At 59.9% G+C, this 25,971-nt stretch carries 31 protein-coding genes; 9 read left to right on the top strand and 22 right to left on the bottom strand.

The annotated features are described in order from the left end of the window. Nucleotides 1-61 precede the first annotated feature (61 nt). The 7 genes from WFJ47_RS15275 to WFJ47_RS15245 all read right to left on the bottom strand — a co-directional run bounded on the left by WFJ47_RS15275 (nt 62) and on the right by WFJ47_RS15245 (nt 3,654). Entirely contained in the window at nt 62-313 is a 252-nt protein-coding gene (locus WFJ47_RS15275) for a hypothetical protein (protein WP_336764124.1), read from the bottom strand. Beyond that, entirely contained in the window at nt 310-552 is a 243-nt protein-coding gene (locus WFJ47_RS15270) for a hypothetical protein (RefSeq protein WP_336764122.1), read from the bottom strand. Before WFJ47_RS15270 ends, WFJ47_RS15275 begins: the two co-directional genes overlap by 4 nt. Before the next feature lie 118 nt (nt 553-670). Then, nucleotides 671-1,033, bottom strand: coding sequence for a hypothetical protein (locus WFJ47_RS15265; protein WP_336764120.1), 363 nt, complete (start codon nt 1,031-1,033; stop codon nt 671-673). 66 nt (nt 1,034-1,099) lie between these two features. Further along, a complete protein-coding gene (locus WFJ47_RS15260; protein ID WP_336764119.1) occupies nt 1,100-1,771 on the bottom strand; it encodes a hypothetical protein in 672 nt (223 codons plus the stop codon). 11 nt (nt 1,772-1,782) lie between these two features. Continuing rightward, the gene (locus WFJ47_RS15255) at nt 1,783-2,451 is read right to left on the bottom strand and encodes a hypothetical protein (protein ID WP_336764117.1); all 669 of its coding nucleotides are present in this window, start codon (nt 2,449-2,451) and stop codon (nt 1,783-1,785) included. Beyond that, nucleotides 2,444-3,157 (bottom strand): transglycosylase SLT domain-containing protein, encoded by a 714-nt coding sequence (locus WFJ47_RS15250; RefSeq protein ID WP_336764115.1) that lies wholly within the window; start codon nt 3,155-3,157, stop codon nt 2,444-2,446. Before WFJ47_RS15250 ends, WFJ47_RS15255 begins: the two co-directional genes overlap by 8 nt. A gap of 23 nt (nt 3,158-3,180) precedes the next feature. Beyond that, nucleotides 3,181-3,654, bottom strand: coding sequence for a hypothetical protein (locus tag WFJ47_RS15245; protein ID WP_336764113.1), 474 nt, complete (start codon nt 3,652-3,654; stop codon nt 3,181-3,183). A 122-nt stretch (nt 3,655-3,776) separates the two neighbouring features. On the opposite strand from WFJ47_RS15245, the gene WFJ47_RS15240 reads away from it, so the two are divergent. Beyond that, the gene (locus WFJ47_RS15240; RefSeq protein WP_336764111.1) at nt 3,777-4,682 is read left to right on the top strand and encodes a DsbC family protein; all 906 of its coding nucleotides are present in this window, start codon (nt 3,777-3,779) and stop codon (nt 4,680-4,682) included. After that, complete coding sequence (locus WFJ47_RS15235; RefSeq protein ID WP_336764109.1) at nt 4,679-5,128, top strand: hypothetical protein; 450 nt, start codon at nt 4,679-4,681, stop codon at nt 5,126-5,128. Before WFJ47_RS15240 ends, WFJ47_RS15235 begins: the two co-directional genes overlap by 4 nt. Nucleotides 5,129-5,746: 618 nt before the next feature. On the opposite strand, the gene WFJ47_RS15230 is transcribed toward WFJ47_RS15235, so the two are convergent. From WFJ47_RS15230 to WFJ47_RS15205, 6 genes are all read right to left on the bottom strand, one after another. Further along, nucleotides 5,747-6,040, bottom strand: coding sequence for a hypothetical protein (locus WFJ47_RS15230; protein ID WP_336764107.1), 294 nt, complete (start codon nt 6,038-6,040; stop codon nt 5,747-5,749). Further along, the gene (locus WFJ47_RS15225) at nt 6,040-6,393 is read right to left on the bottom strand and encodes a hypothetical protein (protein ID WP_336764105.1); all 354 of its coding nucleotides are present in this window, start codon (nt 6,391-6,393) and stop codon (nt 6,040-6,042) included. Before WFJ47_RS15225 ends, WFJ47_RS15230 begins: the two co-directional genes overlap by 1 nt. Before the next feature lie 4 nt (nt 6,394-6,397). Continuing rightward, the gene (locus WFJ47_RS15220) at nt 6,398-8,722 is read right to left on the bottom strand and encodes a DotA/TraY family protein (protein ID WP_336764103.1); all 2,325 of its coding nucleotides are present in this window, start codon (nt 8,720-8,722) and stop codon (nt 6,398-6,400) included. A 65-nt stretch (nt 8,723-8,787) separates the two neighbouring features. Next, complete coding sequence (locus WFJ47_RS15215) at nt 8,788-10,350, bottom strand: hypothetical protein (RefSeq protein ID WP_336764101.1); 1,563 nt, start codon at nt 10,348-10,350, stop codon at nt 8,788-8,790. A gap of 11 nt (nt 10,351-10,361) precedes the next feature. Beyond that, entirely contained in the window at nt 10,362-11,540 is a 1,179-nt protein-coding gene (locus WFJ47_RS15210; RefSeq protein ID WP_336764099.1) for a hypothetical protein, read from the bottom strand. 3 nt (nt 11,541-11,543) lie between these two features. Further along, complete coding sequence (locus tag WFJ47_RS15205; RefSeq protein ID WP_336764097.1) at nt 11,544-12,131, bottom strand: hypothetical protein; 588 nt, start codon at nt 12,129-12,131, stop codon at nt 11,544-11,546. A gap of 295 nt (nt 12,132-12,426) precedes the next feature. On the opposite strand from WFJ47_RS15205, the gene WFJ47_RS15200 reads away from it, so the two are divergent. The 5 genes from WFJ47_RS15200 to WFJ47_RS15180 all read left to right on the top strand — a co-directional run bounded on the left by WFJ47_RS15200 (nt 12,427) and on the right by WFJ47_RS15180 (nt 15,828). After that, on the top strand, nt 12,427-12,729 hold the full coding sequence (locus WFJ47_RS15200) for a type II toxin-antitoxin system HigB family toxin (protein WP_336764096.1): 303 nt from the start codon (nt 12,427-12,429) through the stop codon (nt 12,727-12,729). Between the two features lie 17 nt (nt 12,730-12,746). Next, nucleotides 12,747-13,112, top strand: a complete 366-nt coding sequence (locus tag WFJ47_RS15195; RefSeq protein ID WP_336764094.1) for a transcriptional regulator — start codon at nt 12,747-12,749, stop codon at nt 13,110-13,112. Between the two features lie 316 nt (nt 13,113-13,428). Beyond that, nucleotides 13,429-14,313, top strand: coding sequence for a hypothetical protein (locus WFJ47_RS15190; RefSeq protein ID WP_336764093.1), 885 nt, complete (start codon nt 13,429-13,431; stop codon nt 14,311-14,313). A 91-nt stretch (nt 14,314-14,404) separates the two neighbouring features. After that, nucleotides 14,405-15,181 carry a hypothetical protein gene (locus WFJ47_RS15185; protein WP_336764092.1) on the top strand — a complete coding sequence of 259 codons (777 nt, stop codon included), beginning with the start codon at nt 14,405-14,407 and terminating at the stop codon, nt 15,179-15,181. Further along, on the top strand, nt 15,178-15,828 hold the full coding sequence (locus WFJ47_RS15180) for a hypothetical protein (protein WP_336764090.1): 651 nt from the start codon (nt 15,178-15,180) through the stop codon (nt 15,826-15,828). Before WFJ47_RS15185 ends, WFJ47_RS15180 begins: the two co-directional genes overlap by 4 nt. Nucleotides 15,829-16,128: 300 nt before the next feature. Here the strand turns inward: WFJ47_RS15180 and WFJ47_RS15175 are convergent, their stop codons facing one another. Then, nucleotides 16,129-16,374: a hypothetical protein gene (locus WFJ47_RS15175; protein WP_336764088.1), complete on the bottom strand. Its 246-nt coding sequence runs from the start codon at nt 16,372-16,374 to the stop codon at nt 16,129-16,131. A gap of 62 nt (nt 16,375-16,436) precedes the next feature. Further along, a complete protein-coding gene (locus WFJ47_RS15170) occupies nt 16,437-17,096 on the bottom strand; it encodes a hypothetical protein (protein ID WP_336764086.1) in 660 nt (219 codons plus the stop codon). A 691-nt stretch (nt 17,097-17,787) separates the two neighbouring features. On the opposite strand from WFJ47_RS15170, the gene WFJ47_RS15165 reads away from it, so the two are divergent. Together WFJ47_RS15165 and WFJ47_RS15160 are read left to right on the top strand one after the other, a co-directional pair. Next, on the top strand, nt 17,788-18,264 hold the full coding sequence (locus WFJ47_RS15165; RefSeq protein WP_336764083.1) for a hypothetical protein: 477 nt from the start codon (nt 17,788-17,790) through the stop codon (nt 18,262-18,264). Nucleotides 18,265-18,294: 30 nt separating this feature from the next. Continuing rightward, on the top strand, nt 18,295-18,495 hold the full coding sequence (locus tag WFJ47_RS15160; RefSeq protein ID WP_336764082.1) for a hypothetical protein: 201 nt from the start codon (nt 18,295-18,297) through the stop codon (nt 18,493-18,495). Nucleotides 18,496-18,600: 105 nt separating this feature from the next. On the opposite strand, the gene WFJ47_RS15155 is transcribed toward WFJ47_RS15160, so the two are convergent. The 7 genes from WFJ47_RS15155 to WFJ47_RS15125 all read right to left on the bottom strand — a co-directional run bounded on the left by WFJ47_RS15155 (nt 18,601) and on the right by WFJ47_RS15125 (nt 25,588). After that, nucleotides 18,601-19,149, bottom strand: coding sequence for a hypothetical protein (locus WFJ47_RS15155; protein WP_336764081.1), 549 nt, complete (start codon nt 19,147-19,149; stop codon nt 18,601-18,603). A 333-nt stretch (nt 19,150-19,482) separates the two neighbouring features. Then, a complete protein-coding gene (locus tag WFJ47_RS15150) occupies nt 19,483-21,492 on the bottom strand; it encodes an ATP-dependent helicase (RefSeq protein ID WP_336764079.1) in 2,010 nt (669 codons plus the stop codon). A gap of 152 nt (nt 21,493-21,644) precedes the next feature. Then, entirely contained in the window at nt 21,645-23,006 is a 1,362-nt protein-coding gene (locus tag WFJ47_RS15145; protein ID WP_336764077.1) for a DUF1173 family protein, read from the bottom strand. Next, entirely contained in the window at nt 23,003-23,485 is a 483-nt protein-coding gene (locus WFJ47_RS15140) for a transcriptional regulator (protein ID WP_336718613.1), read from the bottom strand. Before WFJ47_RS15140 ends, WFJ47_RS15145 begins: the two co-directional genes overlap by 4 nt. Before the next feature lie 18 nt (nt 23,486-23,503). Further along, nucleotides 23,504-24,196 (bottom strand): hypothetical protein, encoded by a 693-nt coding sequence (locus tag WFJ47_RS15135; RefSeq protein WP_336764075.1) that lies wholly within the window; start codon nt 24,194-24,196, stop codon nt 23,504-23,506. Nucleotides 24,197-24,206: 10 nt separating this feature from the next. Beyond that, nucleotides 24,207-24,413 carry a hypothetical protein gene (locus tag WFJ47_RS15130; RefSeq protein WP_336764073.1) on the bottom strand — a complete coding sequence of 69 codons (207 nt, stop codon included), beginning with the start codon at nt 24,411-24,413 and terminating at the stop codon, nt 24,207-24,209. 200 nt (nt 24,414-24,613) lie between these two features. After that, nucleotides 24,614-25,588, bottom strand: coding sequence for a DUF3991 and TOPRIM domain-containing protein (locus tag WFJ47_RS15125; RefSeq protein ID WP_336764071.1), 975 nt, complete (start codon nt 25,586-25,588; stop codon nt 24,614-24,616). Nucleotides 25,589-25,971 lie beyond the last annotated feature (383 nt).

Below are 25,971 nucleotides of genomic sequence, written 5' to 3'. Positions count from 1 at the left end.
CTCCGGACCTTTTCGGGAGCACAGGGCTGAACACGCCTGTCCCGAACATCTCTTGTTTCGATCAGGATTGCTGGGTGTCGTCAGACGGCGGGGTGGTCAGATGAGTGCCTGCCTGGAACGTGTCGTAGAGGATCTTGAACGTTGTGGAGGCCAGCGCCTCATGAACGGCGTGGCAGGGATCATCTGACCGCCACCCGCTTACCGGGTCACAGAAGTGACCGGGTGTTCCCTGCACTTCTGGTGCAATCCAGCGTACCTCTCCCTGGATGGTGACGACATTGCTGATTGCCGCGCTGGCATTATCTTCATTCACTGGTCGAGACCTCCTGACTGGATCTGCACGCATCGGGGCGAAGGGCGCCCATGGAGCGTGCGGGTATAGGCGCGGGCGTCCAACGATCGGGCACCCACGTGGAAGAAACCGCAGCGGTTACATTCATAGGCACCGACTGCGCCCTTGCCCCGTTTGCGCATCGAGCGCGCCGCGTCCTCGGCACGTGTGAGGGACAAAAATCTGATCTTGCCCTGGCATCCGCATGAATCGTGAGACATCCAGACCTCCTCCCGGGTAATCGCGTTAAGGTTGAGGGTCGCCATTGGCCCGGTGCTTTCTGATGCGCCCTCATGCAAAGAGCTTCGTGAATCGATCCGCCTTATAGTGTTTGGGGGATCAAGGCTGATGGCGGGAAGGCTCACTCCCGCCCAGCGCTTCCTTGTGCTGGACAACCGCGGTTCGCTCGGCGTTCATATTTTCCGCCTGCCTGATTGCGTCCTGCAGGGCAGCTTTTTCCTTCGACGCCTGGGCTGCCTCGCTCCCCTGCTTTTGCAAAAGCGCGAGGATCTGCTGCATCGTGCTGAGGGTCTCTTTCTCAACTGCAAGCTGGTCGCTGGCTACAACGACGAGAGCCGGGACATCGGACGGGGCAGCGATAGACGGTGCCGCAAATGCAGTCAGCGTACTGACCCCCGCAATGAGGGAGAGCGCCGTTACATAGCGAGGGCGTTTGGACTGCTGATATTGTCTCAGGGCCATTATCTCATTGTCCTTCGTTCCGAGGTCGAACTTCTGTGGCTTGTGATTACGCGGCTTCGGGGCGCGTTACTGTGTGCGCTCGGCAAGAATGGTGACGCCGACCATCGATCCCGCTTGCTGGTTGTCTGATCTGACGTTTCCGGTCCGCTCATGCATGGGTGCCACGCAATGGAGCCCTGCGACCGTCACCGAAGGCTGGAAGCGCACATCCTTGAAGCGCGGTTCTTCGAAAGAAAGGTTGCCAACTTTCGCCTTGGCGATTGCGAGATCGTCGGCGAGACGAACATCGCCGGTGACGACGATATTGCCATCCTTGTCTGGCAGCGCATGGAATGTTCCGGTGACACCCGTGAAAGCAGATCCCGGCTGGACGGAGGTCTCTGAGCGCTTCCCGTCGAGGTTCGAGAGGGTCACTGCTGCCACATAAGCAGTCTCGCGCCCACCCTCGATGGAGATGTCTGAGCCATCCGCTGGCAGATAGCCGTTAAATGCCACAACATCTGTCGTTGGCAGCTGAACAGGCGCATTTTTCAGACCGCCGCTGCGCAATGACACCAGCTTCTCTGCCCGCAGAGTCATGTGAATCCAGGCGGGGCCCGTGATTTTCGGTGCCGTTTTCTCGCAGGGCGCGAGCGGGAGATGCGGCTCTGCAAGCGTGGGAGGCACAATTGCCGCGAATACTGACAGCACAAAGGTGCCGGCTGCGAGGCGGCTGAATCCGGGTAAGGCGTGTGGCATCGTTCGTATCCTCATTCTCCCAGCGATGTCGCTGGCAAAGTGATTGTACGTGTCATCGATGTGAGTGCGTGACGTGCCGTGGGAAAAGCAGTCGTACCGCCACTTGAAACCAGCGCAACGGCACCTGCAACTCCAACGACCAGTAAGAGAAAACGCAACGTCAACACAGCATGCTTCCCGGCCAATTGGGCGACGCGTTGCGCGGGAAGCAGAGCGCCTTTTCCAGCCAGTGCCGTCACCAGACCAAAGCCAATCCAGACAGGCGGCGCCCAGTGGAATTGCGACGCAGGCCAATGGCTGGTCAGATAAGAGAGCATTCCTGTCCCCAGAGCCACGGGCTGGTGCAGGCGCATCCAGGCGAATAGCGGCTGCGCCTGATCGGCGGTAAGAAAGCCGTCTGCAAAGGCGCAAATCAAGGCAACACACAATCCGCTCCCCGCGAGAATCGCCGGAGGGGATTTGCGAGCATGGCGGCCCGCCGTCCCTTTTTCGTGTTTCGGTACGCGCTTTGACGCGGCTCGAGCCAGTCCGCTCCCTGCAGGATGCGGGCGACATTCCATATTGACCCGGCAGGCGACAATGTTGCCAGTGGCGAAGGACCGATAGGTTGGTGGCGTTGCCGCTGCGGCACTTTGTGGCGCGTCATCAACCATCTTGCGGGAAAGAGGGGAGCTAACCATTCGTGACCGCCTCCGAGGCCCCGGAGCCCATGCGCTGTGCGACGGTGTTGTAATATTGCCCGACGGTCCAGCCGGTCATGTTATTTGCGGCCAGAGCAGTGCTGGAGACAAACTGGCTCAATGGCGTCTGCGAGTCTTTCGCGGCTGCAATCTCGGAGCCAGCCTTCGTGCCGAACATATAGGCACCATAGACCTGTGTGCCTGTCGCAGCCGCTCCCGTCGTCTTGCTGATGGAACTCGCGTAATCGTCGATGATGGCGCTTGCAACCTTGGCCTGCACGGCAGGGTCTGTGCGGTCGGCATCCGACAGGCCGAGTCTGGAGGCATATTCGTTCCATGTGCCATCCGTGACCTGCCATACACCGCTTGCGCTGGACGTCGCGTTACCGACATTGGAAAAATGGCTCTCGATCTGGCCGAAAGCGGCAAGGGTATCTGGATTGATGCCCTGCGCCTGGGCGGCTGCGACAGCGGCCGCGCCGTAGCTTTGCGCGAGCATCGTGCTATAGGCGTTTCCTGTGCCCCAGGCGCCGCTGTAGCTGGATGTCGCGGCAGTGCTCGTTGCGCCTTGCGCGGACGCACTGCCGGGGAAGGAGAAGCTTGGCGTGCCGAGCTCTCCCACTTCCGGAACGATCTGGGGCGGAACGGCCAGACAGACAGACGGCATGAACACGCCTGCCAGCATCAGGCGGCCGGTCCGTATCATACTCCGTCTGCCATCCATGATCGTCACTTCGCAGGATGATCGAAAAGAACCATGCCATTGGCGGCCTCGCCTGCGACAACGCAGCGCGTCGTATTGCCTTTGACGAGCGGCCGATAAGGCATGACATCCGCTTCCGGGATCCAGGCATAGCTCGAACCGACACGAAGCACCTGACGCCAACCATGTGAGACAACGGTGGTCACTGCCATCTGAGGTGCCGCCACTCCGACCCGTTCTGCGTTTCGGTCGGGCTCGGCGAAGAGCGGTTCAAAGTCCTTTTTTGGACTGCGACATTCTACCGGCACAGGCAGGGAGCGTTTGACGTATGATTCATGCGTCACCGGAGGCGGCGGGCCCCAGTCGCGCGGTCCGATCTCTTTCTGGCGTTCCTGCGCCATGCGGTCGAGTTGCTCGGGCGTGAAAGTCTGGGCATGGGCGGCTGCTCCCATCATTGTGGCGAGGGCAGCGCCTGCGAGGCCAAGCGAGCGTCGAATCATCGTGTCGTCTCCATCAGTGGTTGACGACCCGATCCTAGCGCCTTGCGATGTGAGTGCGAACGATGGGTGCGTTGTCGCACTCACATCGTCATGGAGGATAGTGTTCCCAGGAGGATCACCCCATGCACGTCCCGAAAATACTGAGCCTGTTTGCTTTGCTGACGCCATTGCCTGCCCTGGCGCAGCAATGCCCGACACCACCTTCGCTTGCGCATCTTCCCTCCGCGGAAGGTTCCCTCCCGCCAATCCTTTCGGCTGAAGCGATCGCGTCTAGCCCAGCCTTGCAGAGGCTTGCAAGTCACGGGGCGCTGCTACGCGATCTCGGCATTTCACACGGCATGCAAGGGGTGTTTGCGCAAAGCGGGAAGCAGTTTCGCGTGTTCTATCTCGCGCCCGACGGCAGGGCAGAAATAGGCGGCGTGATGTGGGATGAGACGGGCCGCAACGTGACCCGCAATCAGGTCGAGAAAATTCCGGGCGTCATTCCTACTGTGACATGGACGCCACCCCGTAAGTCGAATCAGGCGAATGCCGTGGGCAGCGCCGATCCGGCGCCGGTCGATCCTGTTGCTCGCCTTGAAGCGGCCGATTATGGCCTGGTCGGAAGGGACGGCGCGCCACGGGTCTATATGGTCATCGACCCGCTATGTCCTTATTCGCAACAGGCCATGAAAACGTTGCAAGGTGCCGTTGACGCGGGCCGTGTCCAGCTCGCTCTGGTACCGATCGCGATCAACGATTACGAAAACGGCAATCGGAGCACGCCAGCTGCCGACGCCCTCATTGCGGCTGGCCGCACAGGAATGGACACAGCCTGGCGTAGTGTCATGGAAGGCGGCAAGCTGCCGGAAAACGCTGAGACAGACCCTACGGCCCCAGCCCAGCTGGCTTTGAACATGTCAGCGGCTCACGCCATTTCGATCCGTGGAACGCCGACACTCGTCTGGCGCAGTCATGACGGACAAGCCCACGCCCAGGCTGGTTTGTCCGACGATCTTGAAGCCTTCCTCAAGGCGATCGCCTCGTGAAGCCTGGTCTATGGGGCTTTGCCCGCGCCACTATCGCTTTCATGGTGCTGCGCCCGATGACAGCACCTCTTTTGGGGCCGGTGAACAGATTGCGCGAAGCGCGCCGTCTGTTGAAGGACATTTCAGGGATAACACACCAAGCAGCGCCCGAGCAGGAAGGAACCCTGGACGCCACGAGGGAAGAAGCCCTCCCACTACGGCGCGGCTCTCGGCGTCAGGCCCTGATTTTCATGCTGCTGAGTATGGGCACGTGGATCTGGTGGCTCGGCCATATAGTTCTCGGCCGGTGGTCGCTGATCGGTTTGCCGAGCCTGGAAACGATCCTGCTCTGTGGCGCGATGGGACTGCAATGTCTCGTCCAGAGCTATACCAACTGGCGGGCGCGTGGATATGAGGGAGGGTTCGGTGTTTTTCTCACTAGCGGGCAGAATTCCTGGCCGAGATAGCTGCCCGTTTACGTTTTGCCGAGCGCGTTATTGATCCGCGTATGTCATGGCACCGGTTCTCCTTCAAGATGGCTGGGCGCATCGAAACGATCGACAGACAAGCATTAACGATCGCGACTACTGGCCGTCCGAGATCAGCATATCCCAAAGGGTGGGCGTCATGTTTTCGTCCGCCACAGGAACCACCACACGGGTCACTTGCACGATCATGGTGCGGCCGCGCGCGATGTAGCATCGCTCCGCGGATTTAATGAAGACCTCGTCTGCCCCTGGAAAACGGAACAGGGCATCGATAGCGAGATCGGCGAAAACCGTCCGGGGCGCGTAAGTACGCGCACGGGAGCGGTTGTACCGCTCCCCGGCCATAAAAAGACAGGCGGGGAATCAGGGGATGGAACGATCCACGCGTGCAAGGGGCTTGCACGCAATTCGAGTCCGTGTTTGGAAAGCGATCAGCGTCGTCATGAGCTTGTATCTCTGCCGGCGTTAGCTTCGCTCGTGGTGTTGACGCACCCGGGCGGAGCGCCCCCTACAATGGCGGGCAACCAGACTCTAGTACAGAACTGGCTGCGATCCAAGCTTTTTACGGAAATACATAGATCGAGGTGGCGCTCGAGTTTAGAACGTCCCAGCCTGGGACGCCCTGTGCTCGACCGACCAGGGTGCATGCTCGTAATCGGGTCGCTCAGCCTGATCAACCGGATCGGTCGGCTTGACGATGGTCCCGGATCTGGTCGCGATCGCCGGCTTCCAGATCACCGGCGTCGAGCCGTAGGCCGCATAGGGGTCGTTATAACGGTTCGAGACGTAAGGCGCGGCAGGACCATGGAGCGTGCCAGGATCAGCGACATTGGGATGCGTGCAGGCACCGAGGCCAAGGCCAAGCAAACAGGGGATAACGGCCTTATGCATCAGTCGGCCACCTCTACGCTGCTCTCATAATGTGCTCTGAGACGGTCGAGTTCGGCCTCTGCAGCTTCCGCGCGTGCACGTTGCTCGCGCGCATACACTACCCATTCGTCCTTGTTCTCTCTGAACCTAGTTGCCGCCTCTGCCCGCTCTACCCCGTATTCCTTCCATTCCTTGAGCTCATTTTGCACCGCGGCAAGCTGAGCCCGCGCCTGCTCATAGCTGGCGAAAAGCTGGTTGTAGGTCTCGACCGGCACGGTGGCGCCGCTCCCCTGGGCCTGCACGGTCCTGGTAAGACGCTGGATACCCCGGTTGATATCGCCGAGGCGCGAATAATCCATAATATCGAGAGACATCGTCTTATTCCCCTATCGGCCCGCTACCGTTCAAGAGTGCCTGCGTCGCGGAATCTAGCTCTTGCGGTTTGTGATTGTCGATCTGTTTTTGTCCATTCCCATGCCCGCCACTACCGGCGATACCTTCAGCCAGCTTACCGGCTTTCTCAACGGCGCCGCGCTGTGCTTCTATAGAGGTCTTTCCTGTAACCTCGTCACTATTCAAACGCCCTATTGAGGTCATGTTTGCAAGGGCAACGACATGATGCGGCACGATATTGATCATGCGAAAACAGACACCGGCCCAGGCGATTTCGGCCGACACGAACAGGGAGGTCAGCACGATCACGCCGATCAGGTTCGTCACCAGATAACCCGCATCGAACACGAAGGCCGCTGCGATCGTAAACGTCTTGAGCAACAGCCAGGAGACGAATTGAAAAAGCGGGTAGCTGATCATGAAACCTGCGATCATGAGCAGGGGGCGAAACAGGATCGAGAACAGGATTTCATAGCCGCGGATACCGCGCCCATGAATGCCGTCTCCGGCAAAGGTCAGATGGGCAAGCGCCCAGAACGGGACACCGATGACGGCCTCAATGACGATCAGATACCAGCCCGCCACACCCGCGAGCCAGTAGAAATAGGGCATCATCGGCAGGATGAAAGCAAGGCCGATCCCAGGCACGATCAGCCCGGCCGCTGCTGCGAAAAGCGGGCCAAGCAGTGATTTTACGACACCGGCGAAAGGTGTTGTGGCGAGGGTCCCCGCTGCTCCCGCAAAGTTTCCCGTCAGCGCCTCGCCTGCTGCTGCGGTGACGCTGGCCGAAGGGTTGGCCGCAATCGCACTGGCACCGATAATGCCGAGACCCGTATGCATCAGAAGATGCCCAAGCCCGATCAGCCCGGCAGTTGGATCATTCGCCCCACTACCGCTACTGGGGGCTGCGGCATAGTTCAAAGCGCCTGCCAGCAGCCGCCTGTTGACACCGGCGGCCTTGATGACCTTCGTCAAAAGAGAATAGGGATCGGCTGGGGTATTCGCCTGTATGGCAGTATCGGGATAGAGCGATGGAACGGTGTCCGGCGCCGCCTTGTCATCGGCAAGCCAGGCCCGACTGTTCTCAATCGCCTCATAGCGATGGATTGCCTCGATCATGCCTCCTAGATCCTGATGCAGCGCCATCCCCATACCTTCCCAACTCGGTTTTTCGACGTCCGGCGAGAGAGCAGCAAGCGAAAGCACGTCGCCGTTGAGTTTGGCGATCTGCAGGTAATAGGCACCGAGCCCTACCCAGCCGAGACCGGACATCGCCGTGATCCCCGAGCCCGTGCCGGATTTGTCGCTTCTGTCATAGGTCTGGCGCATCTGCGCGAGTTCGGCCGTTGCCGCCTCGGTGATGCTGTCACGATAGGTCGCTGTATTAGAGGTCAGAACCGCATCCATGGCACGCAATGCGCTCATCTGTCGTGTCGCCCAGAGATTGGCGGCGATCTGCTCCATAGGCGCACGGACATTCTGAACCAGTTTTTCGAGGGAAGCTTGACGAGCCGAGGCGTAATGAGACCAGTCAATCGCGCCAACCGGATTGAGCAAGGAAGTCGCGGACTGGGCATAGGTGATTGGTATGTCGAGGCTCAGACTGCCACACACATTGGACCCTGTCCCATCGCCCTCGGCGAGCGCCCAGGTGACGCTGACCTGCGCGCCATTGCTGACGAATTTGGGCTCGGGAACTAGCTGGGTGGTGCCTTGGGTGGCCGTATTGGACGCCTGATTGATGAGCGCCCTGCAGAGTTCGCTTTCCATTACAGCGAGTACAATCGACTGAGTTCCGGGCATAATCGGGGTCGCAAGAGGCAGGGCCTCGGGACCAATCTTGTTATCAACGATTGCGGCACCATGCACGGCGATGCCGAGCGACATGCGTGCCCAGCGCAGCACCAGATCCTGTCCGAGAGAGTAGCCATTATCGACCGGCAAAAGCAGCATGAACGCCCAGGGTATTCTGACTGGCGCCCAGGCGCTGTAATGTGCCGAGCGCAGTTTCCCGCTCTCTGCGGTGCGATGCACCTGCATGATGGAGGCATAGAAAAGATAGAGAGCGGCAAGGGACGTGATAAGCGCTGACAGATAACCGAGTAGAGACCCGATAACGGTTCCCGTCGTCCCGGAACTGGGGAAAAGTCCATCGAGCACGGTGGCAGACCAGTCGGACCCGGGGTCAAGGGAGGCCCAGTTGATCTCTCCCGTAGAGCTCTGTCCGAAAGCGAGATCGGGGCATGACGCCACGCCGGCCAGAAAGATGATGGTAAGGAAAAGGCGGGGCCGGGCAGCTGGACGGATCATGACGTGCTTTCACGATAGGCGCTCAGGACGCAATAAAGCGTCCCGATCGCAGGGAAGGAAAAGCCTCAGCGGCTTTGCGAAGGTCCGGCGTCACGGTCAGGACCCGGTTCCCTTCCCCGCAGATGGTCCAAAAAACGGCGGATATTCTCGACAATCCGGGTGACAAACGCGCCTGCACGTTCGAGCATGTTGGCACCGGGCTCAGTTGATGGAAGCTTCTCCAGCCTGTCGGCGAGAGGAGCCAAGGCTTCGTTGGCCTTCCTGACCACAGAGGCTTCTTCCATGCCCGATTGGCCGGCTTCCATATTGAGGTTGCGCACACGGTTGTTCAGCGTGTGAAGCGAAGACTGCAAGGACGTGTGCTGTTCGGCGAGTTCGGGGTTTTCGGCAAGTGCCTTGTCAAACTGGCCACGCAGACGGGCATAGGGCCCTTTTTCATGCATGCCCGCGATGATTTCCTGATGGGATTTGCCGTCGCGCTGCGCGGTTTTTTCGAGGTCGCCGATGAAAGACGCGCCTTTTGTGCGGAAGGCGGAGATATTGTCATCGACTTCCTGGACGGTTTCCTCAACCTTAGTGGCGAGTTCCTTCATCCGCCTCTGATCGCGTGCGTCGCCCATATTTTCGGTCCACCCCGAAAAGGACGTCCCCAGATCCTTTCCTGCTTCAACCAGACGCTCGATGACGCCAGGTCCTGTGCGCTCGGCCTTCGGGGCCTGGGGAGGGAAAAGGCTCATTGTGGGGGCTGGAGTTGGGGCAGACGGTGTTGCGTTGCTCGCACGCGCCCGATCTCCCTGGTTCTTTTCTTCCTGCCCGGGGGTACTCTCTGACCGGATAGGTGGCTTCTTTTGCGCCTGCTCGTTTTGGTCCAAGGGCTCACTGGTCTGCGCTGCTCGCGCCTTCCCCTGATCCTCCTGGCGCATACGCGCATCGGCCTCACGCGAGAGCACCTCGCTTCCTTCCTGCTCGGCCTGTGGTGGGGGAGCCTGCCGCTTTTCGCGTTGCGTTTTTCCATCCTGAGCAGGCACGCCGGTCTGTTGCTGCCTTGGTGGCGCGGCCGGCTCCTGGGCAGGAGGCTTTGACGCCTGTCGTGGCTGTTCGGGCTCGGCGGGTCGAGACGGGGCCTGTCGAGGAGCGGCTTGCGCCGGTGCAGGGTTTGGGACGGGCGCTGCCTTGGCCTGCTCGACACGCCAGTCGAGCACGGCGATTCCTCTGACGATCGCGTGCGCCAGTTGTTCCCCCGGCTCCAATTCGGCGATACGCAGCGCTTCCTTGCGCAGTTCGGCCATAAGGCCGTGGTCGCGCAATCCTTCCGAGTTACGCAAAAGCGTTTTAACGTCTTCGTTTTCCAGACCGGGCAGATTCACGCTGAGATGCCGCATCTCGGAGGCCTCGCGAGGAGGCAGGAAAACCTCGCGCCCTGTACCGCTCAGGTTCTTCCAGTCCTGAACCAACCAAGCGACCTCCACGCGAAAACGTTTGTTCTCTTCCAATGCCGGGTCCTGGGTCAAACGCTCGCGCAGATCAGTCAGACGGTCATTGAGACCACGACCGTTTTGTGGGACGGATTGCTGCTCCCGGTCGAGGTAATCGAGCAGGGACGCAAACATGGATTGTGTTTCGGACATGGCAGTGTCTTTCAGTTGCTGGGGCTGGGAACGGTCATGGGGGTAAATTTGCGCAGCCGGTCGCGCTCCATGGTGGCAAGCTGCGTCGCCTCCATGAGGGCGCGTTGCTGATCGAGCTTGAGCTGTGCCAGCAGGATCTGGTTACGCTGGGCATCAAGAAGGGCGATCTGGATGAGGACGGATTTGTCGCTGGGCATCGCCTGCAAGTCGCCCTGCCAGTCCGTGCCCCCGAGCTTGCGGTTGATATCAAGTTCGAGCGCTTCAAGCTGGGACCCCTTGTCGGTGTCCGTGCGCCCTTCGCGCGTGGCTTCGGCGCGTTGCGCCGTCGTCAGAGTAACGGTCGGCGCGCGCCAGCCCTGGATGTCGTCCGCCACGTAATGAGAGAGGGCGAGAGCTGAATCGTAGGCGCGGCGCTCGGGCAGCAGGCTCTGGCCCTGGGGAGAGCGGATGGCATCGCCACGAAGAGCGGGCGGTGCGACAGGCTCGATGAGGCCTTGCGCATAATCATTGGCAAGATTGATCGCGTCCTGATTCGCATAGACGGACGGTCTCAGGAGACTGCCTGCATGCTGATCCGCATTGATCAGCGCCTCGGGTGCAGCGGAGCACAGACCCGCTTCGGCCTCGGCATCGTTGCAGTATTTCGAGAAGTGATGGTTATTTGCGGCCTGGGTTCCCTGCCCGGCACCTGTCCAGGAGGGGGTGCCCTTGCGCGCATCCGTCCGCCTGTTCTTGCCACCATCAAGGGCTGCGGCTACCTGATCGCCGGATCGTGCCGCCACGACGGCTGCTGCGCCGTCCTGCAGGTTGAGACAATCCTGGCGATTGACGGCATGCGCATCGCGCACTTGGGCATTGCGCTCGTCGCGCAATGTCTGGGCTTGGACGATGTTACTGGCATCCGCGATATGCTGGTCGGCGGTGACGGTGGCTACCGAGAGCTTGCTCAGCTGGCCGAACCCGTCGCCAAGCCCCTTGTTGATCAACCCCAGCGAGCCGTTGATCACCTTCTGCGCCGTGCTGATCACCGAATTCATCGCCGTCTGCAACGTGGAGATCGCACCGACGATCGCTGCCGTGTCGATGCCGAACATGGCGTAGGCTGGCCGCGGCGCAAAAAACGTGCCGATCTGAAAAGCGATGATGATCGCGACGAGATTACGTAAACTGAAGACCTTCCCAAAATGCATGGCTCAGTTTCCCGGCATATGGGAGTAACCCGTCGAAGGCCCGGCGAGATCGAGCTCGTAGCCGGTCGGTAGCTGGGTGGAGCCTTGGGCGTCCCAGGAACTCGATCCGTTGGTGTTGGTACCTGCCGTGATGAGCGCATCGCCCCCACCCCCAAAATTCAGGGAGGGACAGAAATTACCGCTACCGAGTGACCCAAGGCCGAAATTGGTATTAAGGCCGGTGACGGTCATTCCGCATTGCGCCGAGCCCTTGAGATTATCCCAGGCCGAGGTCAACTGGGTGCAGACCTTGCCCATGGCGGATTGCGCGAGGTCGCCTATATTCAGACCATTAGTCAGGACGTTCAGGCCAAGGCCGCCGAAGATGTCGCCCAGACAGGTGAATTTCGAGATCGACTGCGGCTGTTTGATCGTCGCATCATCAGCCTTGATCTGATTGGCCATGCCAGTCGCTGCAGCACTCACGAGCGCCTGACAGCCTGCATCACTGCTGTCAGCCGCGAGCGCGGCCGTTGGTATGGCCCAGAGCGTTAGTACGACCAGTGCACCACAAAGACGCAGGGAAGGACTATCGGCAACGATGAGCCTCATTGATCCCGCGCCTTGGGCCGGGCGCTTTTAGGTACCGCAGCATCGGAGGTCCGAGGGCGCTGCGCTGCGATCAGAGGCCCGAGCACATGCTGGGCACGCTCCGGCGTCAGCCAATCAGCGTGACCATGCGAGGCCTGTATCTCCTCGGGTGGAATATTCGGTGAATCGAATGCGGGCAAGGATGGGACCTCCGGAAGTGTCCCATTCAGAATAGGGTGTCTTGATGTGAGTGCGTGCAACGAGCCCACTGAAGGTGCATGTTGCTTTCCCATGGCGGGAAATCGTATGATGCCGCATGAGGATTATCGCCAGAAACAGGCTGGTTGCCTTTTGGGAGCAGCACCCGGAAACAGAGGCCTCGCTGAAACACTGGCATCAGGTAACGTCCAGTGCCTCGTGGCAGACACCAGTCGAGGCTCTGGCGGATTTTTCAAAAGCAAAGGTGATGAGCGGCGACCGTGTCAGGTTTGAGATTGCTGGCGGGAATTATCGTATGATTGTGGCGTTCGACTGGCGACGCTCAATCGCCTTCATCAAGTTCGTGGGCACGCACGCTCAGTATGACAGGATCGACGCAATCACGGTGAACCTGTTCTGAAAGCGGGAGGAAAGATAATGGAAATTCGTCCTATCCGTACTGATACGGATCACGAGGCCATGCTGCGGGAGGTCGAAATGCTTTGGGGTGCGCCCGTTGGAAGCGAACAGGGAGACAGGCTGGATGTCCTGGTGACGCTGATCGAGGATTATGAGAAGCGGCGCTGGCCCATAGATCCGCTCGATCCTGTGACGGCGATCGAAGTTGCGATGGAAGAAAATGGCCACACGCGCGCCGATCTCGCGGGACTGATCGGTCAGTCGCGGGCGACCGAAATCCTGAATCGAAGTCGGGCGCTGACGCTGCCAATGATCCGGAAGATCGCCCGCGCCTGGCACGTACCGGAAAAAATACTCGTGCAGGAATACAGGCTCGAAAAATAACATCTTCAGACAGCACTATAGGAGGTCCCATGGCCGATATTATCTCCAAGGATAACGTCAGAACCGTCCGATATGCGCATACAGCCCGAAAGAAGGAGCGAAAATCTGGCGTTCCCAAGGTCGAGATTCAGGGCGCCACATACGTCTTCGACGCAACGTCACGCGTCAAGAACCTCAACCCCCTTGTGCATGGAGAAGAAAAAAACTTGCATCCACTCCCGATCCCCTGCGCATCCGCAGCCGAGCGATTACGCATCTATCTTGCATCCGCCTCAGTGGGGTGCTAGCAAGGCGCTGAGTGACGGGAGGGCGGAAAATGACGACGATGACCATCGGATCGGGCAACGCCCTCCTCGATGCGCTGAAGGGCTGTGAGCGGGGGGAGTGGCAGCACTCGCCGCTCTATCTCTGGATGGCCGAGAATTTCGACATTATGGAAAAGTCGATCGGTGGAGGGCGTGTGCGCTGGGGCCGTATCGCCGAAGCCGCGCACGCCGACGGTCTTATGGCCCGACATGGTGGCCCGGCAGCGCCGAACACCGTGAAGTCCACCTGGTATCGCGTCCGCAAAGCCGTTCGGCGCATGCTTGAAATGCGTGAGGACGAAGTCGCTGCCACACAGGCCAGACGTGAAGCAGCCCGCGCGAAACGTCTTCAGGAGGAGGCCGAATTACAGGAGGCGGCTTCTGCCCGGGCTGAGGCCGAACGGGAACTCGCAGTCCGTCAGATCGCGGAGCGCGGTTTTCCTCCGGCCCCAGCAGCCCCTTCCATCGCCCCCGTAACTACGTCTACTGCGGCAGGGCTAACGCTTGCCGCCTCCGAAGCAACGCTTCAGGACGAGGCTCCGAGCGTCGTCATCGGCCAGATCAAGCGCCCCGTTAAGATGCTTGAGGCCGCCCCTCGCTATGGGGAGGATCGGTTCAAGCCGTTGCCGCCTACCTATGTCGGGCCACGTCCGCCCGGGATGCCGGAAAATCTGCCGCTGGAGGCCTTGACGCCACTGGATGCGACAGGGATGACGCCGGATGGAAAGGTCGATACCAGGCAGATGCCTGGACTACCGCGCATGTCGTTTTTCGAGAGAGAGTCGGATTGGGCGCGGGCCTGCGTTCCTATGATCGAGGCCGTCCCACTGGAAAAGCGGTCTCTGGCGCTGAAAGGGATGTTGTTGGTCGTAAAAGGCTATGCGCGAAATTTTTAACCTTTTGCTGTAAAGAGTGTCAGCACTCACATCAGGATCTGTCAGGCTTCTTCTGCGACCGGAAAGGTCGCTTTCAAAGAAGGAAGGCCACATGGCATCGACTGAACCCCGCAAGAAGAGAACTCCCGTTGCTCTCGTGAAGACAGGGCGCGGCAATCTGGGCGGATCGACATTCCTCTCGTCGATAGGTGAGATCGCAATCTACAGGGGCTCGCCTCCTTTGCTCGCTGATGGTGATGCACGCAATCCGGGCATCTCCATCTCAAAAGCGCTCTATGACAAATATGGGGTGCCACGGCCCGCGTCGGAGGAAGCCGCGAAATTGCGCGAATGGTTTGCCGACACCTTCGGCAAGGCTGCGGCAACCGGCCAGTCCCTGGTGATCGATGTCGGTGGTGGCGACCGCACACTCGAAAACTGGGCGAAGGATGAAAACATCATCAAGCTTGCCGAAAGCCTCGGGATTTCCGTCACGGGCGCTTTCATGATCGGCCCACAGCAAGGTGACACGGCCTATCTGGAGCGCCTCTGGGCCAGCGCTGCTTTTCGCCCAAGCCGGGCGGTTCTCGTTTTCAATGAGTGGACCGTTCCGACAGGGCATGATCCGGATCGCATCTTTGACGACGTCTTCACCAGAGTAAGCGGACAGAGTTTCGATGGATGCCAAACAGCCTTCCTACGCATCCCCAAGCTGAGCTGCCTTCCTCTGGTCCTTGAGAGCGGTCTGACCTTCCATGATGCGGCGGCCGGCAAACCTCGTCCGGATGGGACGCCTCTCGATCCGTTTCGTCGGGCGATGATCCAGCACTGGATCGATACCATCAAAACCCGAATCAGCGAGGCGGGCATCGAGGACTGGCTTCCATGAGCGGCCATGAGCCGAACGCACTACATCTGATCGAGGGCCTGCGTCGCGCGGGCCTCGAGCTCGAAGAGACCGCGCGGCTGGAAGGGATGGATCAGTATAGCCCTTTCGGCCGCATGATCGTGGCGATGCGGTCATCGCTCGATGCCTATGCCGCGGTCTCTCAGCTCGCAGTCGATCAGGTCGACCGCAATGCCGCGCTCGCCCATGAGTCCAGTCAGGCAATCATGAAGCTGGTCGGGGATGCACGGAAGATCATCGATGCCGTGACCGTACGCGCCGAATTACGCCTCAAGGAAGACGAACAAAAGCACCTCGAACTGTACAACGCCACTGTTGCTGCGATGGTGAACAGGATCGAGGCCGAGGTCGCGCCTGCGGTACTCGACAAGATCAAGGAGCGCGCGCCGTTCGTCGAGAGAGGCTTCTACCAATACGCGCGCAACCGGTTCATTGCACGTCTGGCGCTGATCGGGGCCGGTGTGTTTGCCGTCGCTTTCCTGTCGGGGATGGGTTTTTACTGGCGCTCGATCGAGATTGGCAACCAGTGCAGGGATCGGGGCAGTATCTCCTATGCGGATACCGGCAAGGCCTGGTGCCGGTTGCCTGAATACGACCGCCTGCCGGCCGCCCCTGCGAATGGCTCGTAAGGGAGACAGACTGTAATTTCCGCCCTGCTGCGAGCGTTGTCCCCGCTTTCCAGCCCGAAGGGCCGCAGGCGTCCCTTACGGGACGCCGGAGCATATCCACAGGGCACGCGCTCGACCGTCAAGAGTCGAGAGCGCGTGCCCTGTGGATATGTGGCAAGTGGGGGCAATGCGGCCCGTGAGGCGATGGACGCCCCGCTGCGTGAATTTGTGTCCATTTTTGCGCAGGGCTGGGAGAAATGATGCATGATAAAAAAGGCGGCCCGCGAGAGCCGCCCCGGTTTGCCCGAAGAATACGCCGGGTCAGTGAGCGATCAACCGCGCCACACCGGAAAAAACCGTTGCAATCGCTATAACGGTACCCATGATACCGATGGTCCACTGAAGCGCCCCCAGCTTGGCGTCAAGCCCTTCGATCCGGGCGGCAAGTGGGGCGGTAGCCTCTTTCATTTTCATGGCGATGTAATCCTCCATCGAGTCGACGATCTCGGTCGCCTGCTCGTCTTTTATATTGATGGTCTTGAGGGCTTTGAACAAGGGGAGTTGCATAATCGGACGCATTTCCTTGTGAGGGGACAGAAACCGGACCCTTTCGGGTCCGGCGGGAGGGATCAGAAGCCGAGGGCTGCGGCTTCCTCTGCGGCGGCGCGCTCGGAAACGCTGCGGCGGTTGTTGGGCTGATAGGGCTGCCAGTCACTCCCCATAAGGTCGCGATAGGCTTCGCAGGCCCCGGCGGCAAGAACGGCGAGTGAGTACGCGTGACCAGCCTTTTCGGCGGCGATGCGACGTAGATTGGCGGCGCGGTTATCGCCTCCATCGACGCCCTGACGGTCTTCGTCGCGATGCTCGTTCGAAAAGCTGTTGGTAGCATCCTTGGCGGCTGTGCGACGACCTTCATAGTGATTTGCGGAGCCATAGGCGGCGCCAATGGCGGCCCCCACAATCCGATCAAGGACCAATTTCAGAGCCGTAAAGTTTGTCTCGTGGCGGTCCTCAGAGGTCAGGATAGGGGCCAGTGTCTCGTACTGGTCGCGCACCAGCGACAGACCTGCGCCGAAAAGCTCGTCGTATTCACCAACCTTGACCGAAGGAAACCGCTGCGCGATCGCGGCCATCTGAGAGTCTGTGGGAACAAGCCGCTTGATCAGTTCGAGCGTGGGGGCGTTGCTGGCCTTCACGCGGGCCTCTGCTTCCTTGAACTGACGCACGCGAGCGGGGGAGAGGTTGCGGGCGGTGGCGTTTGCAGCGATATTGCGGTTTGCGTCTGACATGAAACTACTCTTTCATTCTGGCGAAGTCCCGGAGTGGTGTTGCTGCACCTTCCGGGGCGCTTTTTGCGTGGGGCGTTATTGCCTCTCCACAAGTAAAGTTATATCGGCCTTTCATAAGAAATAGAATAGACAATACCGCATGTCTATTTGCCCAGTCATGTACTGACTGCATAGTAAAAAAATCGTATATTCGCTCGTTTCGGCATTTGGTTATTTATAGAAACAACATAACTACTTCTTCTATTCATAAGCAAGCAGAAGTACACAGCACAATACGCTCACCGCGTGGGTGCGGCGTGTGACGCCGCAGCCGTAGGCCGCGCAACGCGCGCCCATGCCGTTCACTCGAAGCCACGAAGCACAACACCGATCGGCGCATGCTTGCACGCACTCACATCGCAGGCTGGTAGCCTGTGACCAGCGTGGCAACACGCAGGTTCCGTCACCCGATGGAGCTATCACACCATAGAGGCGCACCACCATGATCCTTTCCGCTGTCGGACGACTATCGTCATTTCACAACGCCACACGCTTTTACATTGCCACAGCGAGGGCGGTAACGGTGCTAGCGGCCTGCAGCTGCAGCGCCGCCCATGCTGGCGAGGGTGTCCATACAGCCACACCCTATGCCGCTCCCCCGGTACAGCTGATGTCTGGGCTCCCGCCAGTGCCGAGCGCCGGATCTCGGCCGGTGCCAGCGGCGGCCCTCGTGCATTTCGAGGTCAGTTTCCCCAAAGCTGCTTCGGGATCACCACTCCAGACTCTCTACGGATCCTCGGCTCTCGCTTTCGAGCATGCGATTCATGCGGGCACATCCCGCCTGGTGAAAAGCCCGGCTTCCGATCATGCCGCACCTGTCGTCACCGAGGATCTCGTTCTGACTTATGCGGGTCGGTCCAGCGATCGAATCAGCCTGCATCTCGCCTATGAGCAGTTGACGGCCGGAGAAGCACCCGGTCAGTCCGCATCCCGGACGGTGCCGATTACGACACAAACCCGGTTCGATACGGATGTAACGTTACCGATCTGTCCTGCCGATCACCATTGCGTCGATACACTTGTCACGCTTGGTGACAGCGGCGCGCGCCTGCGGCTGGGCGCTGCGCCGTATGACGTGCCGATGCAGCGGATCCATGACGCCGTGGCAGCAGGTCACGATGCCGAATAATCCACACAACTTCAGTGAGGCGACAGTTCAATGAATCTTGCAGATCGAGAGCATGACCGCGAAGAAGCGAAAAAGCGGTGGCGCTCTGCCATGGGCATACGGCAGCCGTCGCGCCTGAAAAAGACGCTCATTCCCGCTATTGTCGTCGTAATCATTGGCAGCATCCTGACGTCAATCGGCCCCAGTCATCTGCTTGAAGCCCTGCTTGGATACCTTGCGTCTTTCACCTGAGTCTTTAGACGGTTACACCGTGGTTCTCCCCGTTTCTGTCCACAGAAACTGGGGATAACTCTACGCGCAGCCTCACGCCAACAGAGAAGGTTTCCTGCGTGTGATTCAGCGCCTGGGGGTTGGTATGGGCTGAATCCCCTCATCGATCCCCTTGCGTACACGTCGTATGGTGACGGTCCCGACAGGGCGCCACTCACCAGTCGCGTCGTCGAAACTGGCCTGACCTGCGAGCTCGAGCTTCTGCAGACTGAGCGCCACCTCCTCGAGGGACAACCCGAGAAATTCGGATACGGTCGTTACCGAGCAGGATTTGCGCCGGGTCTTCCATGCGAGGTGAACGAGTGCTCCATGAACGGTATCGCGCAATGGTGCCGCAACAACGGGTCTCATCTCCGGGCCCCAGGGCACCTTTGTATAAGCGCCATGACCGATTGCCGCAATTTCGCCGGCCGCCACGAGATCTTCTAGTGTCGCCACCAATGCGCCGGCCGTATCTGGCTCCAGCGACAGCCTTAACGCCATGACGGTCATAGGCTGCGCATCAAGCAGTTTCAGCAGACGAAGTCGCAATGCGCGGCGTGCCCCGCGCCTTTCCTCTGGTGATTTGTCGTGAAAAGGGATGGTAACTGGCGGGGGAGGTATACGTGGCGGCATGAGGGCTCCAGATTTTCGCAACGCTCATGACGATATATGATCGCGATGTGAGTGCGGGCCGTCCCCTCGATCAAAAGCCACCTTTGTACGATTGTCCGCGTCTTGTCCCCACTGATGTATCAGGGGCCAGCAAGAGCGGGTTCTATTCTTTTGACCGCCCCGACCGCATCACCTGGCGTCGCCCGGCTTCACGGTGAGCCATGCAATACCAAGCCTGATCCCCACGGCGGTTGATGAAGCCGAACATGGCGCCACCCCCGCATTGCGCGCAGTCATGTGCCCATTTCGCGAGGCGGGATGCTCCCTCTCCCGGATCTCCGGGTTGGCCTTCACTCATGACCTCAACCCGCCCTGAGTGAACACCGAGACGGGCTCGGCAGCGGTATCGCCGCCGTTCGGCACGACACGCCTCCTCGGCCATCCCAGATGCCGCGAGGTCTGCGGAATATCGTCGATAAAACCGTTCGCGGCCGCGGGCCGACCGCCGCGATAGCGGCACCATGAAATGCTGACGCGTCTGCGGCCTCTCGTCAGCGCCACATAGGCAAGGCGCCTCTCTTCGGCAGGATCTGCTGTCGCATTGGTCGACGGAAAGAGCGTGTCCTCCCAACCTGGCAGAAACACGTGAGCAAACTCGAGCCCCTTTGAGCCATGGATTGTCATGAGCTTCACCCTGCCGACCGGATCTGCCTCGTCGCGCACACTGCCAAGGGCTGCATGGTCGAACAAGGCTTCGAGGGTCGGGAACGTCTCCGCGAGAGCACAGAGCTCGTGCAGGTTTTCGAGCGCCGTCCTTCCTTCGTCGCCTTCCTGGCGATGCATCTCGAGATAGCCGGTTCTCTCGAGGAGCATACGTAGCCTCGCCGCAACCGGCATCCCGACCTCCCCGGCGATCTCGCGGATCGTGGTAGTGAAAAGGGCTAGCGCATCATGAGCCTTGGTTTTGCCGCCTGCAGCAATCTTCTCAGCCGTCTCAAAAAGAGAGAGATAGGATTGCTCGGAAATCTGCTCCAAACGCGCCATGAACACTGCGCCTATGCCCCGTCGGGGGCGGTTGGCCATTCTACGGAAGGCTTCATCGGATTGCCGGTCGTCGAGACTGCTGCAAAGCCTGAGGAGCGCCAGAGCATCCTTCACAGGGACGCGCTGCCAGAACGCCGTATCGTTGACGAGCTCATAAGGAATGTGTGCGTGCAATAGCGCCTCTTCGAGCTGACGGGATTGGAAGTTGAAGCGGTAGAGTATCGCCATGTCATCGAAAGAGACGCCCTCCAGCCCTCGTCGCGCAATCTCGTCGACAATACCCTTGGCTTCTTCGGCGCCACCTGGCCAGCTGAGGATGTCGAGCGGCGCTCCATCTCCGGCTGCCGTGTAGAGCGTCTTTTGCAGACGATCAGGATCCGCCTCGATCACGGCATTGGCGGCTGCGAGGATATGGCCCGTGGAGCGGAAATTCTCCTCGAGCGCGATCATGCGTCCGTGCGGAAATTCCGAAAGGAAGGAGCGTATGATGGATACGCTCGCCCCTCGCCAGCCAAAAATCGACTGCGCGTCGTCGCCCACGCAGAACAACTCGCCATGGTCGCGCGAAAGTGCCTGTAGCCAGAGATACTGGAGCCGATTGACATCCTGAAACTCGTCCGCCAGCACCGCGTCGAACCGACCGGCCCAGTCACGACGGTATGTCTCGTCTCGCAGCATGGTGACTGTAGGCCACAAGAGCAGATCCGCGAAGTCTGCCTTATTGGCTTCTCTAAGGTGAGACTGGTAGGGACGGTAGAGCGCGGCAGCCTCGCGCCAGGCATTCAGATCGTCTCCCTCATGCAACTGGCGCGAAGCGATGAGCCCCTCAGTCGAGCTTACGGCATCGTTGGGAAGAATAAGCCTCTCCTTGAGCAGGGCAATACGTGTTGAGACGGAGTGGATCCGCTGTTTCATCGTCACATCGTCCGGTGCATCAAAGCCAGCCGCACAGGCTTCCTCCAGTAAACGCCGGACGATAGTGCGGCTGTCCTCGGCGTCGCAGATATCAAACCCCTCACGCAGACCGGCGATATCAGGATCGTTCCGCAGCTGGCGGCGACCGTGCCCATGGAAGGTACCGACCCATCTGGGAGCGTGGTCGCCCCCAAGGGCAGCCTCGATACGCGATTTCATCTCCCCCGCCGCCTTGTTGGTGAACGTCACGGCGAGAATGCGATGCGCAGGCATACCGCGTCGGCAGATGCGATCGGCGATACCCGCAACAAGGGTCCTGGTCTTGCCGGTTCCGGCACCGGCCAGCACCACAACGGTTCCAGCTTGGCGGGCTGCATCGTGCTGGGCGCGCGTGAGACCGGACATTATTGAAGAATGATCCGGTAGCGTTGTTGCCTGATACATATCTGTTTCCTTCACGCGGCGCGCGGAAATGGGCTGGCCGGCATGCACATCCCGAGCGGCGTGCAAAAGACCTTTCATGGCCAGTGACGGCGTTTGGCATCACTGGCTTTCAGTCAATCCTGAGGCAGGGGCAGGTCTGGCATGGCCTCACGCAGAGCGGCATTCCAGCTCCACCAGTTACCGACACCGTAGACGTCCCGATAATGTGCCTCCTTGACGTCGCGACGCGCCCTGTATTCTTCGGTATCGAGGCCGTAGACTTCCATGGGTGTTCCGCGGGGATCTCTCGTATCGAGCAGCTCGAAATCGGGATGGACAAGCTGCGTCGTCCTGTCGAAGCGCAGCGGCTTGCGGAAAATACGATGTTCTTCCTGCAGGCGGGTCAACAAAGCCAGCTCATGGCTGCTTGCGACAGGCACGTAGGACGGACCGACTTCCATCAGGGCGACGCGTTCGATCCACCCTGTCGTGGCACGGCCGTCAGGCGTCGGTCTGAGCTGCGTCGTCACAAGGCCGATCACCTGGGCCTTGCCTCGCTCGGCTCTGACTTGCTGCAGAATGCGCCACGCCCACGGGAATTGCGTTTCCAGCGCCTCTGCCATCTGGGGCGGTCCCATGAGATGCAGGTTGAAGCCACGGGCGCCATCAAAACGCAGGCGGATACGCGGGCCATGAGCGCGTTGCTGGGGCTTCGCGGGGTCGGCGGCGCGTCCCGCCTCGATGTCGATTGCATCGACGATCCCGCAAAGCAGAACACGACGTTCCCCCTGGGCATGGTTGCGGGCTTGTTCGAGTGCGGCCAAGCCTACCTCATCATTGTACCCGATCATGGCAAGACTTTGATCGAGGGTGACGCTCCCTGAGACGATTGTCGCGGCGCTGCTCTCGATCGCCTGGCGAATGGTCCCCCAGGACCAGCGCCGACGCCTCTCTTGCGGTCGCCAGTTCGTCAGGCCGGATTGCTCCCACAAAAGATGGAGGAGACCGAGCAGGCTCATCTGGCGTTGACGATCCCCCGGCCGGGCACCGTGCGGGACTTGTCGCTGCGAGCGATCCTCAGCCTCGCCGGCTACACCACGGATGAGCAAGCCACCTTCCAGTGCAATCCGGAGGTTGCCGTCCGGCAATGGGGTGATGACACCCTGCTCGTATCCGGATCGTCCATCCCGGCGAATATCCGGTTCGTGAAAGGGGCAGTTCGCGCGATGAAGGGTCCCGCTCTCGGGCATGCGTGCGAGGTGATAGCGCAGCATCTTGTTCCCGTTTTCCCGCACTTCGCGTGAGCGAACGACAAGCTGCAGGGGCGCTCCATTCGCCCAGCAATCGCAATGCGGGCGGTGAGCATGATCGCCATGGGCCTGCGACAGGAGAGCCTGCCATTGGGGCGCCCTGGACGGGTCATGGTCCCAGTCGAGACTGGCGCGACGAGAACGTCCGTCACGCAATGCGTGGGGGAACGTGATCCATGTGTTCATCGGACCGTCTCCGTCGTCAGGCCAGTGTTCATGTCAGGGCGTCTGGACACAAGGAGGATCGCGGGCCGTGGCAGGTCGCGGTGTCCGTTCTCAAGCATTTCGAGCCAGCGGGACGACCTTGCGCCAAGCCTACCGCCGCCCTCCAACAGACGCCTTAGCTCCGTCCGGTGATAGCCAAGATGCTCGGCGAGACGACGCTCCGACCAGCCGATGATCATGAGCGCACGACCGACTGCGTAGGCATCCATGGGCGCGCGATTGCCTGCAATGGGAACGTCGCGCGAAAGCGGGGTCGCATAGCGCCGGTGCAGTGCGTGCAAGGCGTCCAGCCATTCCATGAAAGACTGGGGAGGTTCACCAATGCCATGTCGCCATCTCGCGATCCGGTCCCGCGATATTTGGCTCCGGCGGCTGGCCTGACAGACCGACCAGCCGATGCCGTTCAGTCTCACGCCGATGAGGGATGCTGCTTGATTCACTCAGCCCTCCTCCCCTTTCTAGCCGCGCCGCGCCAGCCCGTCAGGTTCGACGTCGTGGATCAACTCGATCCATGTGTCCCCGCCGGGTACAACTGAGATGATGTCACCTGTCGAAACAAAAACCTCGACGGGCAGCTCGAGATTCCACCCACCATGACCATCAGTGAAGCCTTTGGTGACGAGACCATATCGTTCGTCATCACCGTCATGAATGCACACGAACGCTTCGGGGAAATCCTGCGATGAGGACACGCCGCCAGGAGAAACCGTACGTGCCACTGTATCGGGCAGGGCTGACCAATCAGCGGTTGCAACTGCTACAAGGTTCAGAAGAGGCACGACCGCGCTGCGTGCAGATACTGCATCCCGCCCAGGTACGGTTCCGATTTGACGAACGGCGTATTGCGCCGGATCGATCGAGCGGAACGCACCTGTATACAGTTCTTCTCCGGTATAAATATCGAAGCACTGCGTAAGATCCCATCCGCCTGGGATGGGATCGGCCGACACGACGATCCCCGACATCGCCTCTCCGGAGATGGGGCAAGACAGTTCGACAAGAGTCCATGGGTGGGTACCGCCCAGCTCGGGGCACCGGCGGCGGTAGGCGTCACACTGGAAGTGTTTCATGAAGGCCTGTCGCAGCCCGACGATCCGATCGTAGCCTGGGAAGAGCACGTCGAGATCGGCATCGGAATGATCGTGTGTCATGGTCGAGTTCTCACTCTGCAGGGATTTTGAAGGAGGCCCCTTGTCGAAGGGCCAAAATTTCGGTCGTGCCGACCCAGCCATTCACGGTGATGAATTCACCGGCGTTGCTGTGGTCGGTTGAAAAGAGGGTGAACTGCCCGTCCAGATCGAAGCCCAGTTCAGGCATCATAGGATCGAGATCACCTCTTACGGCGAGCCCGGTCGCGCTGTTGGCCATGCCCTCACACTCGATGAAGAGGAGAGGTATGCTGGTACCCAGACCGGGGGCCGCCTGCAGCATCTGTGCAGCACGTCCGCTCACCAGAAACGCGCGATAGCAGGTCTCAGCTTGTGCGATCTGCGTGAGTACGCCTGTGAAAGTCTCGCAACCCTCAGGCTGTGACCTATCGCCGTTACCAGAGGTTCGATACCGCCCACTCATGATGCCACCGCAGCGGATGCGCCGTTTGAAGTCATGCTGACCTGCAACGCCTGGTTGAAATCATTAGCGCCGCCCGGGGGATAGAGCCGCATGCTATCCACCCCATTCTCATCAGCAAGATCGTAAAGCATGTCTGCATATCTGTGGCCTGGGTCATCACGATCTGTCGCGACGACCAGCAGCGCGTCCGGATTATGGCGCATGGCATCGAGAAGATCCTGCAAAGCAGTGATGGTTTCCGGCCCCATACCGCCACCCGTAGCGACATAAAGCGTATCGTTTGCACGCTCGACATCCATGGCGGCAAAGGAGAGCGCGTCGATCGGCGCTTCAGCCACGACCAGACGACGCACAGGCGTGTTCGGCCTGAGCTGGAAGCGGAAGAGCGTCTTGACGCTGTCCTTCAGCTGCAGGCGCGTTTCAGGCCCACGCCGCTCGACGCCCGTGATCGCCCCCTGAGCGTTGCGATAGCTGAACCAGGCTGCTTTGAAACCGTCACGGATCGATCCGTTAGCCGAGGCCTTTCGCAGCAGCCATTCCGGCAGGCAACGTGTTTCTGTCAGATACTGCCAAGCCGTGGTTCCTTTACGCAGCGGCCTGGCCTTGGCCCAGCGCTCGGCGGGAGGCGGATAATCGGATGAAGCCTTCTGTGTGTTCACCCACGGGGTCGAAGCAGACTCAACACCGACCATCTTGCCCAGATCGCTACAGACATCCCGCCACCAAAGCGTGGGCTCGAAATGCTTGACGAGATCGAAGACGTTCCCCTTGGCCTGGGAACCCGTATCCCACCAGCCCTTGCCCTGATGGGACACGATGTATGTCTCGCCCTTACCACGACGGTATTTGAGCGAATTGCGCGTGCTCTCTTTCTTGTCGAGGGCAAAGCCATAACGCTCCAGAAGGGCAGCACAGGAAACGCCGGAAGTAATGGCAGCGCGATCAGCCTCAGATAGTTTGAAACGTTCCATGGCCATTACTCCTTATCGAAATACATGAGGCCGATCCAGTGCGAGTTCAGCCATTTCCTACAAACAGATACTATCACACTGACCGCAACATACAACAAGAAAGCGCAATATTACACAATAAACATGCAATATCGCGCCGTTTCGATACTTCGCGATACTTCGCAGAACCGGTTTCGTTCAATAAAGAAAAGCAACAGCCTTTCGTTCGACCTGTGCCGGAGGCAAAGGGTCGAAAGGATAGCGCAGCGACGCCTTTCGTTCTTTAATCGCGTGCAAGGTCTCTCCAGCAAAAAGACCGAAAAACCCGTTTCTATGTTCGGTTGAGAGCCGTTTCTCCGTCCCGGCCTGACAATAATCCTGCGACGCGCGCAACAGAGGTCAAG

This window comes from Asaia sp. VD9 (assembly GCF_037150015.1).
GTDB lineage: Bacteria > Pseudomonadota > Alphaproteobacteria > Acetobacterales > Acetobacteraceae > Asaia.
The sequence above is the reverse complement of the archived record's forward strand: the minus strand, read 5'-3'. Positions and strand labels throughout refer to the sequence as shown.

Bases quoted from the DNA above. Each gene is read 5' to 3' on its own strand.
- WFJ47_RS15270 (WP_336764122.1), bottom strand. From the start codon at position 552: ATGTCTCACGATTCATGCGGATGCCAGGGCAAGATCAGATTTTTGTCC.
- WFJ47_RS15265 (WP_336764120.1), bottom strand. From the start codon at position 1,033: ATGGCCCTGAGACAATATCAGCAGTCCAAACGCCCTCGCTATGTAACG.
- WFJ47_RS15260 (WP_336764119.1), bottom strand. From the start codon at position 1,771: ATGCCACACGCCTTACCCGGATTCAGCCGCCTCGCAGCCGGCACCTTT.
- WFJ47_RS15255 (WP_336764117.1), bottom strand. From the start codon at position 2,451: ATGGTTAGCTCCCCTCTTTCCCGCAAGATGGTTGATGACGCGCCACAA.
- WFJ47_RS15250 (WP_336764115.1), bottom strand. From the start codon at position 3,157: ATGATACGGACCGGCCGCCTGATGCTGGCAGGCGTGTTCATGCCGTCT.
- WFJ47_RS15245 (WP_336764113.1), bottom strand. From the start codon at position 3,654: ATGATTCGACGCTCGCTTGGCCTCGCAGGCGCTGCCCTCGCCACAATG.
- WFJ47_RS15240 (WP_336764111.1), top strand. From the start codon at position 3,777: ATGCACGTCCCGAAAATACTGAGCCTGTTTGCTTTGCTGACGCCATTG.
- WFJ47_RS15230 (WP_336764107.1), bottom strand. From the start codon at position 6,040: ATGCATAAGGCCGTTATCCCCTGTTTGCTTGGCCTTGGCCTCGGTGCC.
- WFJ47_RS15225 (WP_336764105.1), bottom strand. From the start codon at position 6,393: ATGTCTCTCGATATTATGGATTATTCGCGCCTCGGCGATATCAACCGG.
- WFJ47_RS15220 (WP_336764103.1), bottom strand. From the start codon at position 8,722: ATGATCCGTCCAGCTGCCCGGCCCCGCCTTTTCCTTACCATCATCTTT.
- WFJ47_RS15215 (WP_336764101.1), bottom strand. From the start codon at position 10,350: ATGTCCGAAACACAATCCATGTTTGCGTCCCTGCTCGATTACCTCGAC.
- WFJ47_RS15210 (WP_336764099.1), bottom strand. From the start codon at position 11,540: ATGCATTTTGGGAAGGTCTTCAGTTTACGTAATCTCGTCGCGATCATC.
- WFJ47_RS15205 (WP_336764097.1), bottom strand. From the start codon at position 12,131: ATGAGGCTCATCGTTGCCGATAGTCCTTCCCTGCGTCTTTGTGGTGCA.
- WFJ47_RS15200 (WP_336764096.1), top strand. From the start codon at position 12,427: ATGAGGATTATCGCCAGAAACAGGCTGGTTGCCTTTTGGGAGCAGCAC.
- WFJ47_RS15195 (WP_336764094.1), top strand. From the start codon at position 12,747: ATGGAAATTCGTCCTATCCGTACTGATACGGATCACGAGGCCATGCTG.
- WFJ47_RS15190 (WP_336764093.1), top strand. From the start codon at position 13,429: ATGACGACGATGACCATCGGATCGGGCAACGCCCTCCTCGATGCGCTG.
- WFJ47_RS15185 (WP_336764092.1), top strand. From the start codon at position 14,405: ATGGCATCGACTGAACCCCGCAAGAAGAGAACTCCCGTTGCTCTCGTG.
- WFJ47_RS15180 (WP_336764090.1), top strand. From the start codon at position 15,178: ATGAGCGGCCATGAGCCGAACGCACTACATCTGATCGAGGGCCTGCGT.
- WFJ47_RS15175 (WP_336764088.1), bottom strand. From the start codon at position 16,374: ATGCAACTCCCCTTGTTCAAAGCCCTCAAGACCATCAATATAAAAGAC.
- WFJ47_RS15170 (WP_336764086.1), bottom strand. From the start codon at position 17,096: ATGTCAGACGCAAACCGCAATATCGCTGCAAACGCCACCGCCCGCAAC.
- WFJ47_RS15160 (WP_336764082.1), top strand. From the start codon at position 18,295: ATGAATCTTGCAGATCGAGAGCATGACCGCGAAGAAGCGAAAAAGCGG.
- WFJ47_RS15155 (WP_336764081.1), bottom strand. From the start codon at position 19,149: ATGCCGCCACGTATACCTCCCCCGCCAGTTACCATCCCTTTTCACGAC.
- WFJ47_RS15150 (WP_336764079.1), bottom strand. From the start codon at position 21,492: ATGTCCGGTCTCACGCGCGCCCAGCACGATGCAGCCCGCCAAGCTGGA.
- WFJ47_RS15145 (WP_336764077.1), bottom strand. From the start codon at position 23,006: ATGAACACATGGATCACGTTCCCCCACGCATTGCGTGACGGACGTTCT.
- WFJ47_RS15135 (WP_336764075.1), bottom strand. From the start codon at position 24,196: ATGACACACGATCATTCCGATGCCGATCTCGACGTGCTCTTCCCAGGC.
- WFJ47_RS15130 (WP_336764073.1), bottom strand. From the start codon at position 24,413: ATGGCCAACAGCGCGACCGGGCTCGCCGTAAGAGGTGATCTCGATCCT.
- WFJ47_RS15125 (WP_336764071.1), bottom strand. From the start codon at position 25,588: ATGGAACGTTTCAAACTATCTGAGGCTGATCGCGCTGCCATTACTTCC.